Genomic DNA, 15617 nt, shown 5'->3' on the forward strand with positions numbered 1-15617 from the left:
AAGTTTACCTCCAAATATATCCCTCGCCTTCCCTCCAGCCTCAAACATTTTTTGCCGCATCCCAAGCCAATTTATATTCCGCTACATTCCGATACCGCTGCTCCCTCACCACACCGACAGCCCGCAAAGCAACCTCGTAGAGGGCTCGGCTGGTTTCCCATTTTGCAAACGATCGATCGGATGCTCCTCCTAACAAAACAAATGCTGTGGCGCCCATATTAAATACATTCGTAACTTCATCAATCGGCGCATCCAAGCTAAACTCTTCCGGTGACTTAAATCTGGATGAACCCCAGAAGTTCTCTCCTAGATCATTTACAGTAGGCTTACGTCTATAATAATCAATATCACAAATTTTAGTTTCATCGTTTACAAAATCATATAGAATACTTCCATCATAAAAATCGACAGCCACATAACCCTGTAACTCCACATATTCATGAAACGAAAAGATTACATCTAATGAAGACAGACGTTTTTCAACGGATAATTGCTTATAACGAAAAAAAGGCGACTCCGGATGACTCAGCTTCGCTTCTCCCGCAAACAGCCAATGCGAATGTAAACATTCACCTGCAAACCAATCAAAGACTGCTAAATACCCTGACTCAACCTCATAATGCGACAGTAGCGTGATCAGCGCATCATATCTAAGTTCGTTATATAACGGAATAGCTTCAATTAAACGGTTAACAGCATCCCGAGGATTCCCGGCATAAGTCAAAGGTTTCGCCCCAGCAAATTTCACAAAATACTTCTTCCCATCCTGCTCCACGCCAAAAGAAAGATTTCCGGAGTCTTGCTGATCGAACACTTTAAACACTTTTCCCAGCTTAGTTAACCAAGCAAAATCACAGGCTTCCTGTAATTGAAAAGTTATCGCATCGATTTCATATGTATAATTTTTTTCGCGCAAATTAACCTCCTGCATTCACTTTCTAGATTAAATTTATAAGCTTCATTCATGGTCTTGTTCGATATTTAATCACTAGAATAATAACCAGCAATACAACACATAAAGACATCGTATTCGTAATCAAAAAAGCTAATCCAACCCCCGTAACCGCCAAACTGATCGCATAAGCTTCCATTAGACTAATCCCGAGCAGCATAAGTAAATACGATTTGAGATTTAAATCGGCTACGGATTTTGATTTGAGGATTTGAACAATCTGCGGGATCCATCCCAAAGAAAGAATCACTCCACCTATTAATTGCATGATTGCAAACATAAGAGCACCTCCACGGTTTTATACAGTTGTATTCCGGGCGGCTCGATCTGGTTCCATTTCATGTAAAAAAACAATTAACACTAAGCAAAGTTTAATTTCCCTGCATCTTGCAGCTTACTATACGCATAAGAGGCCGCACCTATAGTTCCTGCTCGACTCCCAAGCTCTGCTTGAACAATTTTACACTTACTGCTTGATAGCTTCAACGCATGCTGATGCACAGTCTCTCTTACAGGTTGGAGCAATTTATCTCCCGCCGCTGCCATTCCCCCACCTACAATAATAAGATCCGGGTTGAGGATATTCACAACATTCGCTAATCCAAATCCAAGTATAGTTCCAGTCTCCTGCATTACTTCCATAGAGAGAGCGTCTCCAAGTTCGTAAGCCTCAGATATCATTAACGCGGTAATTTGCTCAACTTGATCCTTAGTCCAAGTCTGAATAATACTTGTTCGACCTTCTTTCAGCTTCTCTTTAAAAGTATTCACCATGCCAATCGCGGACACATATCGCCCCAAACAACCGGAGCTTCCACATTTGCAGGGACGCCCGTGCCTGTACATATTCATATGCCCAATTTCACCAGCGCTATAAGACGTACCGTAGATCACTTTTCCGTCGTTCACAATACCCGACCCTAATCCCGTTCCCAAGGTAATCAGAACCAGATTGTTATACCCTCTTCCTGCACCTTGTTGCCATTCACCATAAAGATTAGCCCTAACATCATTATCAATAAAAGTAGGAAAGTCATAGAATTTTTTCATCTCATCTACAACATGTACATGCTCCCAATCCGGAAAATTCGGTGAGAAAAAAGAAATTCCCGTTACTGGATCAAGTAATCCTGGCACTCCGATTCCCATTCCTTCTACCAAATCTAATGGAATATTCGCTTCATCCGTGATTAAACATACTGCTTCTCTAATCCGTCCCAACACATGGGCTGGGCCCTTAGCAGCCTCTGTTGGTATAGATCTTTCTTTTACAGCTATAAAATCAGTATCGTAAATCCCTGCTTTAATATTGGTTCCGCCAAGATCAATCCCTATCATATACCGTTTCATAAAAACCTCCAGAATTAGATATTCTATCGCTTTCGATTAAGTTCTAGTACTAACTGCCGCTTCCGTTTCAGCTAACATCAAGCGGTTCACACCCATCTTAATCTGATTCTCGGTGAGATTAGAATAACCAAGTAGAAAGACAGGACCTTGAGGTTTACTGCCCACGAAATAAGAAGACGCAGGATAGACCCGAACTCCATATCGTAACGCCAATTCAGCTATACGATACTCTTCGGCATTGGATTCCAGTTCAATTAATAAATGAAGACCCGCCTCTTCCCCATAATAGCGTACACGACTGCCAAATTCAGCATCTAAACTTTTTACTAGACAAGCCCTGCGGGCAGCATAAAGTTTCCCCATCTGTGTAACATGCCTTGCATAATGTCCATTCTGAATAAATTCCGCCAACGCTTCCTGATCCAGAGCAGAAGACATACGATCTGTTATCCATTTGACCGCCAAAAAAGGTTGAATCAAAGTCGGAGGCAATACAACATAACCTATGCGCAGAGAAGGAAATAACACTTTACTAAAACTGCCTACATAAATTACTCTACCGTCAACATCTAGTCCAGCAAGTGATGAAAGCTTCGGACCCTCGTACCTGTATTCACTATCATAATCATCTTCAATAATAAAAGCTTGATTGGCTTTGGCCCATTCCAGTAACTGCACTCTTCGTTTCATCGACAGGGTCACCCCGAAAGGAAACTGATGCGAGGGAGTGACATAAGCTAGTTTTGGTTTTTTATGATGACCTTCTTTGATGGTATCACAGCTTACTTGAAGCTCATCTACAGAAATACCCTCTAGGTCAACCCTTATGGGTGTAACCACCGCTCCAGCGAACGAAAAAATCTCCCGCACAACGTTATGTGATGGATCTTCAACAATAACATGATCACCTTTTGAAACAAAAATTCTCGATAATATATCCAATGCCTGCGTAGCCCCAGATGTAATCACAATTTGCTCCGGAACCACGGGCATCGAACGTGTGGACCGTAATAAACGTGCAATCTCTTGGCGTAGTCCCAAAGAGCCCTCGACCGGGCCGTAACCCAAAGTATCAGGAGATGCACGACGACAGGCATTCATTAATGCTTTTTGCCACTGATCCATTGGAAAAGCGTCCCATGCAGGTACACCGTGCCGAAAATTACATAATACTGTGTTCAAGTCGTTTTCTATAATAGAAGAAGGATTGAGTGTAAGGAAATCAGGACCTTTCGTTATAAAATTGTAAGGGTTCTCAGAATCCTGGGGGTCTTTCTCCTCCACCGGCAGCCCCGCTATATAGGTTCCTGCCCCTTTTCTCATCTCCAGATAACCCTCTGCTTGTAGTAGCTCGTAGGATTGAAGAATTACACTTCTGGATACTTCCAGTTGATTAGCCAAAGTCCTTGATGGAGGCAGTGAATCCCCCCCACTTAAAGCTCCTGAATGGATAGCATTACGAACCTGCTCATAAATTTGACGGCTTAATGGAATGGGTCTTTGTTTATCGAGAGTAATCAGCAATTCATGCTTCATAAGATTTCCTACCCTTCTAATCCGGGTTTTCTTAATGGTTCATAGTAAGGATTTTTACAATTAGTGCTGCAGAAACAGCACCTAAGATCACAAGTAACAGCGGTATTTTCCTAATTAATACCAGTATAACAGCGACTATACCCGAAGCGATACCTACAAGATTGTCATCTGCGTCCACCTGAAATATCCCAGGAACCGTTAAAGCACTAAGAACCGCGATAGGCAAATATTCCAACAAAGCTTGGACTTTGGAAGAGCCATTCGTATGCTTTGTCAGCAGCAAAGGTACAAAACGAAATGAAAATGTAAGGATTGCCATCCCGATAATGATCAGAATAGTCATACGGAGACCTCCTTTTCTACTTCAGCTTGCTCTCGAAATAAGGACCCTACTGCCATACCCATTAACATAGCTGCAAGTATCGAGGAGTTTCCAAGTACGGGATGTAGAAGCCATGAAGAACCCGCCGCTGCTAAACATATGGCCAAATTCCGAATGCTTCCCTTTAGTTGTGGCACTACTAGTGCTATCAGTAAGGCATATAATGAGGTGTTCAAAGCAGGTAAGTATACAGCCGGAATGTAGGATGCCAGCGATATTCCCGCAGCTGTTGCCAGTAAATTTGCTATATACGGAGGAATTTGTAGACCCAGCAAATATGGAAGAGTTATATTTTCTTTTGAATGATTGCGGGGGATCATACTAACAGCGTACACTTCTTCTGTTAAACTGAACCCAATCCAGACTTTGGCCAGCGGATTGATTGTACGGTCAAGCTGACTCCCAAAAGATAGGCTGATAAACAAATATCTTAAATTAATGATCAACGTAAGCAGCAGGATCATTGGAGCGGCGGCACCAGCGGCAAGCATTTTTACGCCAATAAATTGGCTGGCTCCCGCAAATACGAGCGCTGACAATAAGAACACTTCCAGACTCCCCAGGCCTAATCCCTTACCGACCAATCCAAACGTAAAACAAGCAGGAATAAATCCTGCAACAATAGCTACAGAATCCTTAAGACCCGTTCTAAACATCACTTTCTGATCACTCATAAGTTTCTCTCTCCCTTATCGTTGTCCCTAGAGAGAGCATACTTGGATACAATTCTGGTGGGAATAACCGCATGGGTGCGTAAGTACCATACCAATTTCTTGACATAGAAAAAAGACCGCCCGCTAAGAGAGCGATCTTTAATGAAGGTTAAACCTCCTGAGGACTTTCCACAATCCCGCTGATTTCTTGTTGAATTTGTGATTTAATCTGATCTACATGGTCAAAATCTGTAGCGGCGGCATAGATTGTCTTTAACTCATCCAAAAATACTTTGGCAGCTGTCAGATGTTGAATGGATTGTTTCATGGTGCTGGAATATCTCTCTTTAATACTTGCGATGGCTTCGGCAAAAGCTTCATCCGTACCTGGCTGAATGCACCGTGAATACATATCAACAATCTCGTCGGTAGCACGGTCGGGAAAATACTCATGCGGAGCTGTGCTGTCAAAAATAGCAAACCCAAGCTCGCGTACGATAATCATATCAAGGCTGTTCGGATCGAAACCACAGTGGTAAATCTCAACATCGACACCACGTTTTATTCCTTCAGCCGCCAATTTTTTTAAAAGTGTAGATTTACCGGAACCCGCGCGACCTTTTACAAGATATCTTTTTAGCCCTGCGGTTAAATTAGGTACAAAATCCACTGCACCCTTAGGCGTAGCTGCACCTAAAAAACGGTGATCCACCCGGCTTACTTTTTCGAAGTTCTGATCACCATACAGAAGTTGAATATACTCCTGAGTCAGCTCATCAGCGGCTTGGAAATTCATTGTCGCAATATAAATCGCTTCCCATTCGTCATGAATGCGGAGTGCTTCAGCAAAGCCTGAATAAGCTAGTTCATGCTCTTCCGTGTACTGATCAACTAAGCTGTCGATCTCAACACAACGCTGGCTTAACTGGAGCGTATCGACGGCCTGCTCCAAATTCACATGTATGATGGCCTCTTCAGGCAATTCTGGCTTAATGACCCGTGGAGCCGTACCATCTATAATTCCTACTTTTAATTCAGGAATAACCACTCCGTCGAGTGAATCATTATCTGACGCCGCGTGAATTAACCAGATCTCATAACCTTGTTGAGCCAGAAGATCTCCAATTTCTCGAATGATTCTAGTTTTCCCCGTACCGGGGCCTCCTTTTAAAACAAACAAACGTGTTAAACCTTGCAATGACGACTCATAGAGGTTAGAGAAGCCGTGAGCTGTGTTACCGCCAGCAAAGAAATTCAGGATTGTTCCGTCCATAATCGCACACCTTTCCGGGCTGATGTCATGTTTCATTGTTCATCTTATTAACGTTCTGCGGGAAGGGTGACGCTTTAGAAATCGAAGTTAAGCAGGAATCTAACATTTATGTGACAACACACTCTTGGATTATTCTTAATTGTATTTGCTCAGTATCTCTTTCGCTTCCCTCTGCGTCATATTTCCTTGCTTGACTTGTTGCTCACAGTAAGGTTTAACCTTAGCAAGAAGCTCTTCCTTCGTGTCAAACGGGCCAAATGAGATAACCTCAACGTTGTCCGACGAAATGGTTTCACTGTAGACAGAAGTACTTATTTCAGTCGCATTAGAGGACAACATCATGTCGTCCTGACCATTCACGGTCTTTGAAATTTTTGTCCCGTTCTTAATATCAGCAAGATTTTTTTCATACCTAGCGATAACATCATCCACACGCTTCTGTGTCCATGTAAACCACCCATCTCCTGAGGTCCATGCTTTTCCTCCAATTATTTTTGGGAGTTCTATTTTTTCATCTTCGAGCCAAGCTTTGTATTCATCATAAGTCCACCATTCTACATCTGAAACGGGATATTTTGCTTCATACTCCACTTGGTTCATCCATGTCTTTCCTCCATTCGTTGAGTACTGAATATTATCATTGTCCCCACGAGTCAACACAGATGAATCTTGATTCGTGTTCAAGCCAGCAGACTTCGCTGAACTGGTTGCAAAAACAGCCGTAGCCCCAACAACTAAGACAATGGCTAGAACAGTCGCAGCGGTGGTCGTTTTTTTCATCTTCATAATCATCATAATCCTTTCTTCAATCGCATTTTTTGAAAAATGATTGCTTAAAGGGTTTAGCTTATTCTTTCGTTCTTCCATTGTTATAAGAGACATCGCATAAGCTCTTTTCGTTGTTTCGCCAAATGATCGCACAACCGTTTCATCACAGGAATGTTCAATATCACGATTAGCCAGCATATACATGACCCACACTAACGGGTTAAACCAATGAACACAGAGAACAGCTGTTAATATCAGCTTCGTTATCTGATCGAATCGTCGAATATGTACTAGTTCATGCATAAGAATGTATTGTATCTGCTCAATATTACTCCAGTCTGTATTTTTCGGCAGTAGGATTACTGGATGCTTAATTCCATAGGTTAGGGGTGAACGGATTAAATCCAATTGCCGGATCTGTATCGTGCGTGTCAACTTATGTTCATCTAGCCACTTCAAAGCAACTGGATGATCAACAGGCAAAGAAGCATGAAATTCTCTTCGACATTTCACATAAGTGATGATGAAGTACAATGCGGAAATAACCATACCCATTATCCAAATGACTAAGATAGACGAGATAGCAAAAGACAAATGGTTATTAATCGACTGAACCTCAGACGTCGAAGTCGAACCTACTAGATTCATGGGTAAGGTTAGAGGGGAGGACGGATTAACGAAAGTCACATTGTTCGAATTATTCAAAGGTAAACTATCAACCCATGTGTAAATACTAAATGGTGACGGCAAAGAAAAGGGAATCAGTAGTCTGTATACAACCCCCCCCCCATAACACCATAAAGGTTTTCTTAGGCAGCTTATTGATGACCAGCGATCGAATGACAATAATAGCCACGATCATCACCGCAGCAGTAAAACTCATATTCATAAAGGTGCTCATAGGCCATCACCTCATTCAACGTTATCGACGATTTGTTTGAGCTTCTCAATCTGTTGAGCAGATAATTTCTTACGCCCAAGTAAGGATGCAAATAACTTGTCGACAGAACCATTGAACACCTTGTCAATCAGCTCATCTGTCTCCATTTCTTGTACCTGCACCTTAGCAATTAACGCATGACACATAAAATTAGGTTCATAGCGCTCAATTGCACCTTTACCAATACACTTTTTGATAACAGTATAAGTTGTATTCATATTCCAACCAATCTCAGCCTTCAAAATATCAGAAATTTGTTTGGCAGACCTATCTCCTTCTTTCCATAACACTTCCATTACTTTAAGTTCCGAATCAAAAAGTTTAATAGTCATTTAAATCATCTCCTTACACTATTGCAATAGTTTGGGTCTTGGATACAGACTACTCCAATAGTTTGACGAAGTCAACACTGCTGCTATAGTTATTTTCAACAGAAAAATTCGTGGTTGTACTGAAACTTCCGAGGAAATGGCAAACTAAAGAAAGGGCTACCACTAGGCAGCCCTCTTTAATCTTTTGAATACCATCCGACATCACTTCACAAAACGATCCAAAAACCTCTTAATGACGGGAACATCTGGAGGAGACAGCTCGCTTGGCAATTCTGCATAATTAAAAAAACGCAATTCTTGCACTTCAATTCCATCTACTTTTAGCGCCCCATCAAAGTCTGTGCATAGATACGCAGCCACAACATTATATACTTCATCCCCGTGCGGGTATTTATAATAAAGATCTTTTCCAGAGAACATGTCGAACAATTCAAGACCTTTGGCTGTTAAGCCCGTTTCCTCAAAAAGCTCCCTCTTAGCGACCTCTTCTAAAGTCTCCCCAAGCTCCATCGAGCCACCTGGTAAACCCCAGCATCCGTTGTCCGTTCTACGTTGTAATAATAATTGATGATTGCTGCACAATAAAACACAGGCTCCTGCCATTATAAGCGGTCTGGTACCTACCAGCTTTCTTAACTCCATAATATAATCGCTCAAAAAACTACATCCTTTCTTCTAATAGGCTCAAATATCCTAAGCTAATTAAAATTTATTTCTTTTTCTGCACATGAAAACCATTGTCTTGCGCGTAATTTTCAATGCTCCAAATACCTATTCCCCGCTCTCGCGCCTTATCCTGAATCGCTCTAAATTGATCTACGTATTTTGTATTAGGTGCAAATACATAGGCTACACGTGCATAACCCTGCTCTAGCAGAATCTCATTGAACATTTTCCCATCTATATAGAGGTAACAAAGTAGGCGGCCATATTTGTCCCGCTCCGATACATCAAGTTCAATTTGTACATCTTTATCCGTAAGCATCTTTTTGGCGAAATCAGAAGCTTCTAGCGAAAAGGGCTGTGGTTCGGGGATGTTCGGATTCACTGACTCTGGAGTATCAACCAGCAATAAACGAATGGTTTCCTTTTTGCCGCCTATAGTCAGCTTCATGGTGTCACCATCGACTACTCGTGTTACCTTTGCATCTATTAAACGTTTGTTGTCCTCTGTTGTATTGTCTGGCGTAGAACCCAATCCAGAACTGGAATCAGCCGTAATCGTTGGAACTGGCTCTAAAGTAATCTGCTCGGCTAAGTTGCAGGCAGTTGTTGTTCCAAGTAAGAGTGTGATAGCTAAAAAGCTTTTTACTAGATAAATCTTATTCATTGTTAACCTCTTTCTTATACACGTATGTAATTTCATGGGGTCTATTAAAAATAAATTAAAAAACTTAAAAACACAAGACTGTACTACTAATCATAGAAAACAGCGACAGCCATGTACCAGAAAAAAGATTCTTGGCTATCGCTGTTTCGCTTTTACTCTACTTCCACCACGTTTAATTTGGAAATCTTTATTTTGATTATGATCGATAAGAAAGCAAGCAGGGAAAACATAATTCCGATCCAGATGAGTTGATGTATTCCTGCGTGAGAAATAAACCAACCACCGATAGCAGTCCCTATAGTAATTCCAAGGTTGGAAAATGAGATAAACAAGCTGTTACCGAATTCGGGAGCTTCTTTCGCTTCGGTCGTTAACCATGCTTGACTGACAATCAGTCCGCCGGAATGCACTGCCCCCCAAATAATTATGATAACAACCATCGGAAGGAAATAAGAACCTAGATAATATACGAATAAGTAAGTTACCGCATATAACAATGGAAACATGATAACGGTCTTTGTAATGCCTTTATGCAAAAGGCTTCCAAATAAAAAATTCCCAAAAATCATGATTATCCCAAAGGTCATCAACATGATACTAATCCATGACCCGTTCATATGTGTTACCTGCCCAAGATATTCAGCAAAGTAACTGTACACAGAAAACATAGCTGCAAAAATAAAAATAACTGCCACAATATTTAACCACAATAGGGGTTTGCGTAAAATACCAAGTTGTTTACCATATGACATTTTTTCTTTAACTGGCATGGAAGGAAGCCAAGCTAGTATTCCTAAAAAGGCAATTATACTTACGACAGCTCCAAACAGAAAAGCGACTTCTAACGAAATTTTGTCCGCGAGATAAGAAGTCAAAGGCACACCAAAAGCAAACCCGACCGTTATTCCGGCGAAAACCTTTGTAACTGCTTTGGTGCTCTTTTCCGGAGGGACAAGTTGGGCAGCGGTAACAAGTGCAACTGAAAAAAACACGGGATGAAAAATAGCAGGGATAATACGGAAAATCAGCATTACTTCAAACATGGTCGTATACGCATAAACAATATTTGAAATTGCAAAAATAAGCACAGCAGTTAATAGAATTATTTTACGATTAATTCCAGAAGCCAATAAGGTCAGAAATGGACCTGAAATAGCAACAACTAAAGCAAATATACTTACAAGCCATCCAGACTGAGAAGTTGATATATTAAATTTTTGAGTTACCTGTGGCAGAACACCTATAATCCCCATTTCCGTTGTAATAATGCCAAATACGCCTAAAGCCAAAATAATAATAAGTAAAGGGTTAACCTTTTTCATTTTAAAATAATCCTCCATTTATATTTACATATTCAGATTTGTAGATATGTATTATCAAAAAAAAGCCCTCCCTCCTCTCTCCTATAGTTTCTCTTTAATATAATCGGAAAACTCTTGAATTGTCTTTTCGTTTCGACGATAATACGTCCACTTCCCAATTCGCTCAGATTCCAGCAAACCAGCTTTTTGCATGGTCAATAGATAGCTCGAAATAACCGACTGTGCAAGCCCCGCTTTAGCTTGAATATCTCCCACGCAAATCCCAATTTGAAACTTTAGGCCTTGTTGTAAATAAGGCTTTTCATCAAAAAATTCCTCGGGAGTTTTTAGCCACATCATAATTTGACTGCGAGTCTCGTTAGACAACGCTTTGAATATCAATAAAGGTTCCATGTGTTCCATTATATCTACTTTTATGGATTTGTAAATACAAAAGATGCCGATGTCTAGTTGTTGCAATAACATTATGTAGAGTCATGTTTCGTATCGAATTGTTCGTTTAGTGAATTAAATATTTCCATATCAACCAGCACAGCAGTACGGATACCCACGAAATGAAACCGAAAATCATCACGATTTTGTTCTCACTCCATCCGTATTTTAAGCTGAAGTGGTAATGGATCGGAGCCATCCGAAATAGCCGCAGCTTCGTCCGTTTGTAGTACCAAACTTGTAAAATGACCGACAACTGCTCCGCAAAATAAATGAAAAATAAAATCGGAAGCAAGAGCTCAACCTTTTCAATGACAGCCAGAACGGAAAGGGAGCCACCGATGGCCAGTGATCCAGTATCGCCCATAAACGCTCTTGCAGGATAAATATTGTAAAGCAAAAGCCCTAGCAGACAACCGATCATAACAAGTGAAAATGTCTGCACTTCAGGTTTGTCCGAAATCATAAAAAAGAAAAAATACGACGGTATGGCAACATTGATCAATAGCCCATCGAGACCATCTGTAAAATTGATGGCATTCGCGGAGCCGACCACAAACAGCAAAATGATGGCCACATAAAGGTACACAGGCAACTGCAGATTTTGCCCTTTAAATAACTCGATATCACTCGTCAGGCCGAACGAATGGAACAACACATATAATATAATTCCAGTAAAAAGAAATTGAAGCACTAGTTTTGAGCGGCCGCTGATGCCGGATGGATTTTGCCAAAAAGCCTTTTTGAAATCATCCAAAAATCCGACTGAACTAAACAACAAAAACGTAACGCATAAGAGTAACATTAGAGGCCCGGGTTGAAACTGCAGCGAAATCGCTATCCCGATAAGCAGGATCAACCCTGCCATTAGTGGTGTACCCCGTTTGGCCTGATGATCTGCTGGAAGCTCGGCACGAATCGGCTGCGTTAACCTCAGTCGATGCAGCGTCCAGATTAATAGAGGCGTAAACACCGCCACCAGAAGAAAAGACAGGCCGGAAACAGCCAGAATTCCATACATATAACGAACTCCCCTCTTTGAAAAAGATCATTTATAATACTCACAAAATATTTCTAGAGTTAATGAGGTCGTCTGTAATTATGTACTCTTTTCATCTGTTGATAAAGAGAAATTATTCTATTTTTATTTCCTGTTTTCTGGTGTGTAACAGCTAAGAGTTTTCTATAAGCAGATCCCAAAGCTTAAACTTGCCCAATGAGAAAGTTTGCACTTTGGGCAAGTTTACATTAGTATATAGTCATTAATCCTAATCTTCACCACAATAACAGCCATATGGGAGGTGTATACATAAAATTATGATTAAACAAACGTTGAGAGATTTCAAAAAAGAAGCCACTGAAAAAGCGCTAGCTGAAGCGGCATTCGAACTTGCACTTGAACATGGGTTAGACGGTTTTGTTGTTGAAGATATCGTGCAAAAAGCTGGCTACTCCAGAAGAACTTTCGCAAACTATTTCACATGCAAGGAAGAGGCAGTTGCGATGGGAGCAGTTACCGTACGGAACACGAATGAGTATGAAGAATTGCTCACCAAAATTCCTGATAATGCCTCCCTGCTGGATACCTTATATCAACTAATTAAGATGCAACTTACATCTGAGCTTATAGGGAGGTTGCGTGAGCTTTCTTTACTTTCCCGAAAATTCCCAGCTCTCGAGCCCCATTATCTAAGAGCAATATATCTTACGCAAACTGGAGCACAAAAAACATTGTTGCACTTGTCAAATGGTAAGTATGACGAGGTCTATACTTATCTGCTTATAAATTCGGTTTACGGAACTGTACTTCCCTTAATTGACGGAAAACTTAATGTGCTGCTTCCGGGACAAACGACGAGCGACGATCCAAGTCCTGAAACGCTTACGTTCGATCAATTTTTGGAAACTATTTACGGATATTTACGCAACGGATTCTAATAGGCTAACAATCAGTTTTCATCAACGAGGGAGTGTAAAATAGATACATGTCAACATTATTATACAGAGTGGGAAAAACCGCTTATCGCAAACCTGGGTACTTCATTTTAGGTTGGATTTTAATTTTAGGAATTGTCATCTCTATGATCAGCATGAATGGTATTCATATCAGTTCAGAAATGAAGATTGAAGGCACGGAATCGCAAAAGATTTTGGATCAATTAGCAACAGAACTTCCGGCTGCATCTGGTGGACAAGGAAGTGTCGTGTTCAAAGCACCTGAAAATGAGCGATTGGATACGCCAGAACGTTTGGCAGCGATCACTAAAGGTGTTAATGAGGTTTACGGTATAAACGAAGTGATTAATCCTGCGGATTACGCAGCGGAAGCAAGTAGTTCAACTACTGAAGCAACTCAGGCTGCCAGTATGGATCAGTCTGCAGCAGCCACAGCACCCCTTTCCTATGGTCCTCTGATGGCAGATGGCGTTCCAGTACCTGGAGTTATTCTTTCCGCAGACGGTAGCATTGCATTGTTCCAATTCCAGTTTACTATTGAGCAATCTGCTATCTCTCAAGATATTTTTGATTCTGTAATTGATACCGTCAAGAATGTCGAGAAAGATACTAACATTACTGTACTGCCGGGCGAGACACTTAAATCAGTATCTATCGGTGTAGGATCAGCTGAGATTGTCGGACTTGTCATTGCTGCAATTGTTTTGCTGGTGACGCTTGGCTCTGTCGTTGCAGCAGGTCTGCCCCTTATAACTGCACTGCTTGGAGTCGGCATCGGTGTAGGTGGAGCATTTTCTATTTCCAAATTCATTGAAATGCCTAGTGTCACTTCCGTCTTGGCGCTTATGATTGGATTAGCCGTCGGAATCGATTATGCTCTTTTCATTGTAAATCGCCAACGCCGGATGATTATTGATCAAGGATTAAGCGCACAAGAAGCTGCGGCTAGAGCTATTGGCACATCCGGCAGCGCCGTATTTTTCGCCGGTTTGACGGTTATTATTGCTCTCTGCGGTATGCTTGTAATCGGGCTTACTTTCTTATCAACGATGGCGTTAGTAGCAGCAGCTACCGTCCTTATCAACGTATTTGTTGCCTTAACCCTATTGCCGGCATTGCTCGGATTGGTGGGTGAACGCATCTGTTCGCCTAAAGCTCGCAAGAAAAACAAGGATCATCATAAAACGGGTAACCGCGGTATAGCTGATAGATGGGTTAAATTCATCATCAAGTATCGTTGGGTCACTATTGTTGCCATCGTCGTGGTACTTGGCGTAGCAGCAACCCCCATAGCGAAAATGGAAATGGGCATTCCCGGAGCTGCCTCAGCGAATTTGGACACGGTAGCAAGACAAAGTTATGATGCTATATCCGAGGGTTTTGGAGAGGGGTTTAACGGACCACTTATTCTGGTTGCAGAACCAAAGAATTCTTCCACTCCAGTCACTCCGGAGCTTCTAGGAAATCTTGTAAAAGAGCTCCAAGCTCAAGAGAATGTCGCGTTGGTCACTCCTCTGGGCATGACTAAGGATTTGGCTATCTTCAGTCTGATTCCAGAAACGGGTCCTAGCGATATAACAACCAAAAATCTGGTGAATGATTTACGGGCTACGGAATCTAGTATCGCTCAAAGTAATGATGTTAAACTCGGGGTTACCGGCTTTACCGCTGTTAACATCGATATGTCGGCCAAACTGGCAGATGTATTTCCCATTTATGTAGGAATCATCATTCTCCTATCGCTCATTATTCTTCTGTTGGTATTTCGTTCGATTATCGTTCCTATCAAAGCTACGATCGGTTTTCTGCTTAGCATACTCGCTACCTTCGGGATCACCACAGCCGTGTTCCAATGGGGCTGGCTCCATTCTCTTTTTGGTTTCGACACCGGTGGCCCATTGCTAAGCTTTATGCCAATCATCGTCACAGGTATCCTTTATGGGCTCGCGATGGACTATCAGGTTTTCCTTGTCAGTTCCATGCGTGAATCGTACGTTCATGGTCATGAGGGATCAGAGTCCGTTGTTCATGGATACAACCAGGTGAGTCGTGTCGTTGTAGGTGCTGCTATAATTATGATCTCCGTTTTTGCAGGGTTTATTTTTACGGATGATGTCATGATTAAACAAATTGGCTTTACACTGGCCGTAGGGATCTTAATCGATGCTTTCATTATTCGAATGGGATTAGTTCCTGCTGTAATGTCTATTTTCGGCAACAAAGCTTGGGCACTTCCAAAATGGCTCGACCGTATTCTGCCAAACCTGGATGTCGAAGGCGAGAAACTGATTGCTACACTCAATGCTAAAGACAAGTCTAATTCCATGAAATAGATACAATAATAAACAGCCTGAGTCCTGTATTCCTAGGGGTTCAGGCTGTTTTGTTTCT

General features: G+C 41.5%; 17 protein-coding genes. 2 read left to right on the top strand and 15 right to left on the bottom strand.

Going from position 1 to position 15617, the window contains the following annotated elements; genetic code table 11:
- Positions 1-40: 40 nt before the first annotated feature.
- From MHH63_RS14350 to mraY, 15 genes are all read right to left on the bottom strand, one after another.
- Positions 41-916, bottom strand: a complete 876-nt coding sequence (locus tag MHH63_RS14350; protein ID WP_341171698.1) for a serine/threonine protein kinase — start codon at positions 914-916, stop codon at positions 41-43.
- A gap of 46 nt (positions 917-962) precedes the next feature.
- Complete coding sequence (locus MHH63_RS14355) at positions 963-1232, bottom strand: PQ-loop domain-containing transporter (RefSeq protein WP_076126195.1); 270 nt, start codon at positions 1230-1232, stop codon at positions 963-965.
- An 80-nt stretch (positions 1233-1312) separates the two neighbouring features.
- Complete coding sequence (locus MHH63_RS14360) at positions 1313-2302, bottom strand: ROK family protein (RefSeq protein WP_339282054.1); 990 nt, start codon at positions 2300-2302, stop codon at positions 1313-1315.
- A gap of 36 nt (positions 2303-2338) precedes the next feature.
- The gene (gene pdxR, locus MHH63_RS14365) at positions 2339-3838 is read right to left on the bottom strand and encodes a MocR-like pyridoxine biosynthesis transcription factor PdxR (RefSeq protein ID WP_341171699.1); all 1500 of its coding nucleotides are present in this window, start codon (positions 3836-3838) and stop codon (positions 2339-2341) included.
- A gap of 31 nt (positions 3839-3869) precedes the next feature.
- The gene (locus MHH63_RS14370; protein ID WP_036686713.1) at positions 3870-4181 is read right to left on the bottom strand and encodes an AzlD domain-containing protein; all 312 of its coding nucleotides are present in this window, start codon (positions 4179-4181) and stop codon (positions 3870-3872) included.
- Positions 4178-4894, bottom strand: coding sequence for an AzlC family ABC transporter permease (locus tag MHH63_RS14375; RefSeq protein WP_076183819.1), 717 nt, complete (start codon positions 4892-4894; stop codon positions 4178-4180). The genes MHH63_RS14370 and MHH63_RS14375 overlap by 4 nt, the downstream gene beginning before the upstream one ends.
- 148 nt (positions 4895-5042) lie before the next feature.
- On the bottom strand, positions 5043-6146 hold the full coding sequence (locus tag MHH63_RS14380; RefSeq protein WP_248548332.1) for a PRK06851 family protein: 1104 nt from the start codon (positions 6144-6146) through the stop codon (positions 5043-5045).
- A gap of 135 nt (positions 6147-6281) precedes the next feature.
- Positions 6282-7664: a M56 family metallopeptidase gene (locus MHH63_RS14385; RefSeq protein WP_341171700.1), complete on the bottom strand. Its 1383-nt coding sequence runs from the start codon at positions 7662-7664 to the stop codon at positions 6282-6284.
- A complete protein-coding gene (locus tag MHH63_RS14390; RefSeq protein WP_341171701.1) occupies positions 7648-7815 on the bottom strand; it encodes a hypothetical protein in 168 nt (55 codons plus the stop codon). Before MHH63_RS14390 ends, MHH63_RS14385 begins: the two co-directional genes overlap by 17 nt.
- Before the next feature lie 11 nt (positions 7816-7826).
- Complete coding sequence (locus MHH63_RS14395) at positions 7827-8186, bottom strand: BlaI/MecI/CopY family transcriptional regulator (protein WP_076126183.1); 360 nt, start codon at positions 8184-8186, stop codon at positions 7827-7829.
- 201 nt (positions 8187-8387) lie between these two features.
- On the bottom strand, positions 8388-8828 hold the full coding sequence (locus tag MHH63_RS14400) for an NUDIX hydrolase (protein ID WP_076126240.1): 441 nt from the start codon (positions 8826-8828) through the stop codon (positions 8388-8390).
- Between the two features lie 67 nt (positions 8829-8895).
- On the bottom strand, positions 8896-9516 hold the full coding sequence (locus MHH63_RS14405; protein ID WP_076126181.1) for a thermonuclease family protein: 621 nt from the start codon (positions 9514-9516) through the stop codon (positions 8896-8898).
- A 152-nt stretch (positions 9517-9668) separates the two neighbouring features.
- Positions 9669-10838 (bottom strand): MFS transporter, encoded by a 1170-nt coding sequence (locus tag MHH63_RS14410; protein ID WP_076183807.1) that lies wholly within the window; start codon positions 10836-10838, stop codon positions 9669-9671.
- A gap of 81 nt (positions 10839-10919) precedes the next feature.
- A complete protein-coding gene (locus MHH63_RS14415) occupies positions 10920-11231 on the bottom strand; it encodes an ArsR/SmtB family transcription factor (RefSeq protein WP_280752997.1) in 312 nt (103 codons plus the stop codon).
- A 106-nt stretch (positions 11232-11337) separates the two neighbouring features.
- Entirely contained in the window at positions 11338-12291 is a 954-nt protein-coding gene (gene mraY, locus MHH63_RS14420; RefSeq protein WP_076183800.1) for a phospho-N-acetylmuramoyl-pentapeptide-transferase, read from the bottom strand.
- 296 nt (positions 12292-12587) lie between these two features.
- On the opposite strand from mraY, the gene MHH63_RS14425 reads away from it, so the two are divergent.
- Both MHH63_RS14425 and MHH63_RS14430 read left to right on the top strand, forming a co-directional pair.
- Positions 12588-13208 carry a TetR/AcrR family transcriptional regulator gene (locus MHH63_RS14425; protein ID WP_341171702.1) on the top strand — a complete coding sequence of 207 codons (621 nt, stop codon included), beginning with the start codon at positions 12588-12590 and terminating at the stop codon, positions 13206-13208.
- Between the two features lie 47 nt (positions 13209-13255).
- On the top strand, positions 13256-15559 hold the full coding sequence (locus tag MHH63_RS14430) for an MMPL family transporter (RefSeq protein WP_076183792.1): 2304 nt from the start codon (positions 13256-13258) through the stop codon (positions 15557-15559).
- Positions 15560-15617 lie beyond the last annotated feature (58 nt).

The sequence above is a fragment of the Paenibacillus sp. FSL H3-0310 genome (assembly GCF_038002785.1).
In the GTDB taxonomy this organism is placed as follows: Bacteria; Bacillota; Bacilli; order Paenibacillales; family Paenibacillaceae; genus Paenibacillus_AQ; species Paenibacillus_AQ odorifer.

Excerpts from the sequence above, each read along its gene's own strand:
- MHH63_RS14410 (WP_076183807.1), bottom strand. The coding sequence starts at position 10,838 with ATGAAAAAGGTTAACCCTTTACTTATTATTATTTTGGCTTTAGGCGTA.
- mraY (WP_076183800.1), bottom strand. The coding sequence starts at position 12,291 with ATGTATGGAATTCTGGCTGTTTCCGGCCTGTCTTTTCTTCTGGTGGCG.
- MHH63_RS14400 (WP_076126240.1), bottom strand. The coding sequence starts at position 8,828 with ATGGAGTTAAGAAAGCTGGTAGGTACCAGACCGCTTATAATGGCAGGA.
- MHH63_RS14375 (WP_076183819.1), bottom strand. The coding sequence starts at position 4,894 with ATGAGTGATCAGAAAGTGATGTTTAGAACGGGTCTTAAGGATTCTGTA.
- MHH63_RS14430 (WP_076183792.1), top strand. The coding sequence starts at position 13,256 with ATGTCAACATTATTATACAGAGTGGGAAAAACCGCTTATCGCAAACCT.
- MHH63_RS14360 (WP_339282054.1), bottom strand. The coding sequence starts at position 2,302 with ATGAAACGGTATATGATAGGGATTGATCTTGGCGGAACCAATATTAAA.
- pdxR (WP_341171699.1), bottom strand. The coding sequence starts at position 3,838 with ATGAAGCATGAATTGCTGATTACTCTCGATAAACAAAGACCCATTCCA.
- MHH63_RS14405 (WP_076126181.1), bottom strand. The coding sequence starts at position 9,516 with ATGAATAAGATTTATCTAGTAAAAAGCTTTTTAGCTATCACACTCTTA.
- MHH63_RS14425 (WP_341171702.1), top strand. The coding sequence starts at position 12,588 with ATGATTAAACAAACGTTGAGAGATTTCAAAAAAGAAGCCACTGAAAAA.
- MHH63_RS14415 (WP_280752997.1), bottom strand. The coding sequence starts at position 11,231 with ATGGAACCTTTATTGATATTCAAAGCGTTGTCTAACGAGACTCGCAGT.
- MHH63_RS14355 (WP_076126195.1), bottom strand. The coding sequence starts at position 1,232 with ATGTTTGCAATCATGCAATTAATAGGTGGAGTGATTCTTTCTTTGGGA.
- MHH63_RS14390 (WP_341171701.1), bottom strand. The coding sequence starts at position 7,815 with ATGAGCACCTTTATGAATATGAGTTTTACTGCTGCGGTGATGATCGTG.
- MHH63_RS14380 (WP_248548332.1), bottom strand. The coding sequence starts at position 6,146 with ATGGACGGAACAATCCTGAATTTCTTTGCTGGCGGTAACACAGCTCAC.
- MHH63_RS14395 (WP_076126183.1), bottom strand. The coding sequence starts at position 8,186 with ATGACTATTAAACTTTTTGATTCGGAACTTAAAGTAATGGAAGTGTTA.
- MHH63_RS14370 (WP_036686713.1), bottom strand. The coding sequence starts at position 4,181 with ATGACTATTCTGATCATTATCGGGATGGCAATCCTTACATTTTCATTT.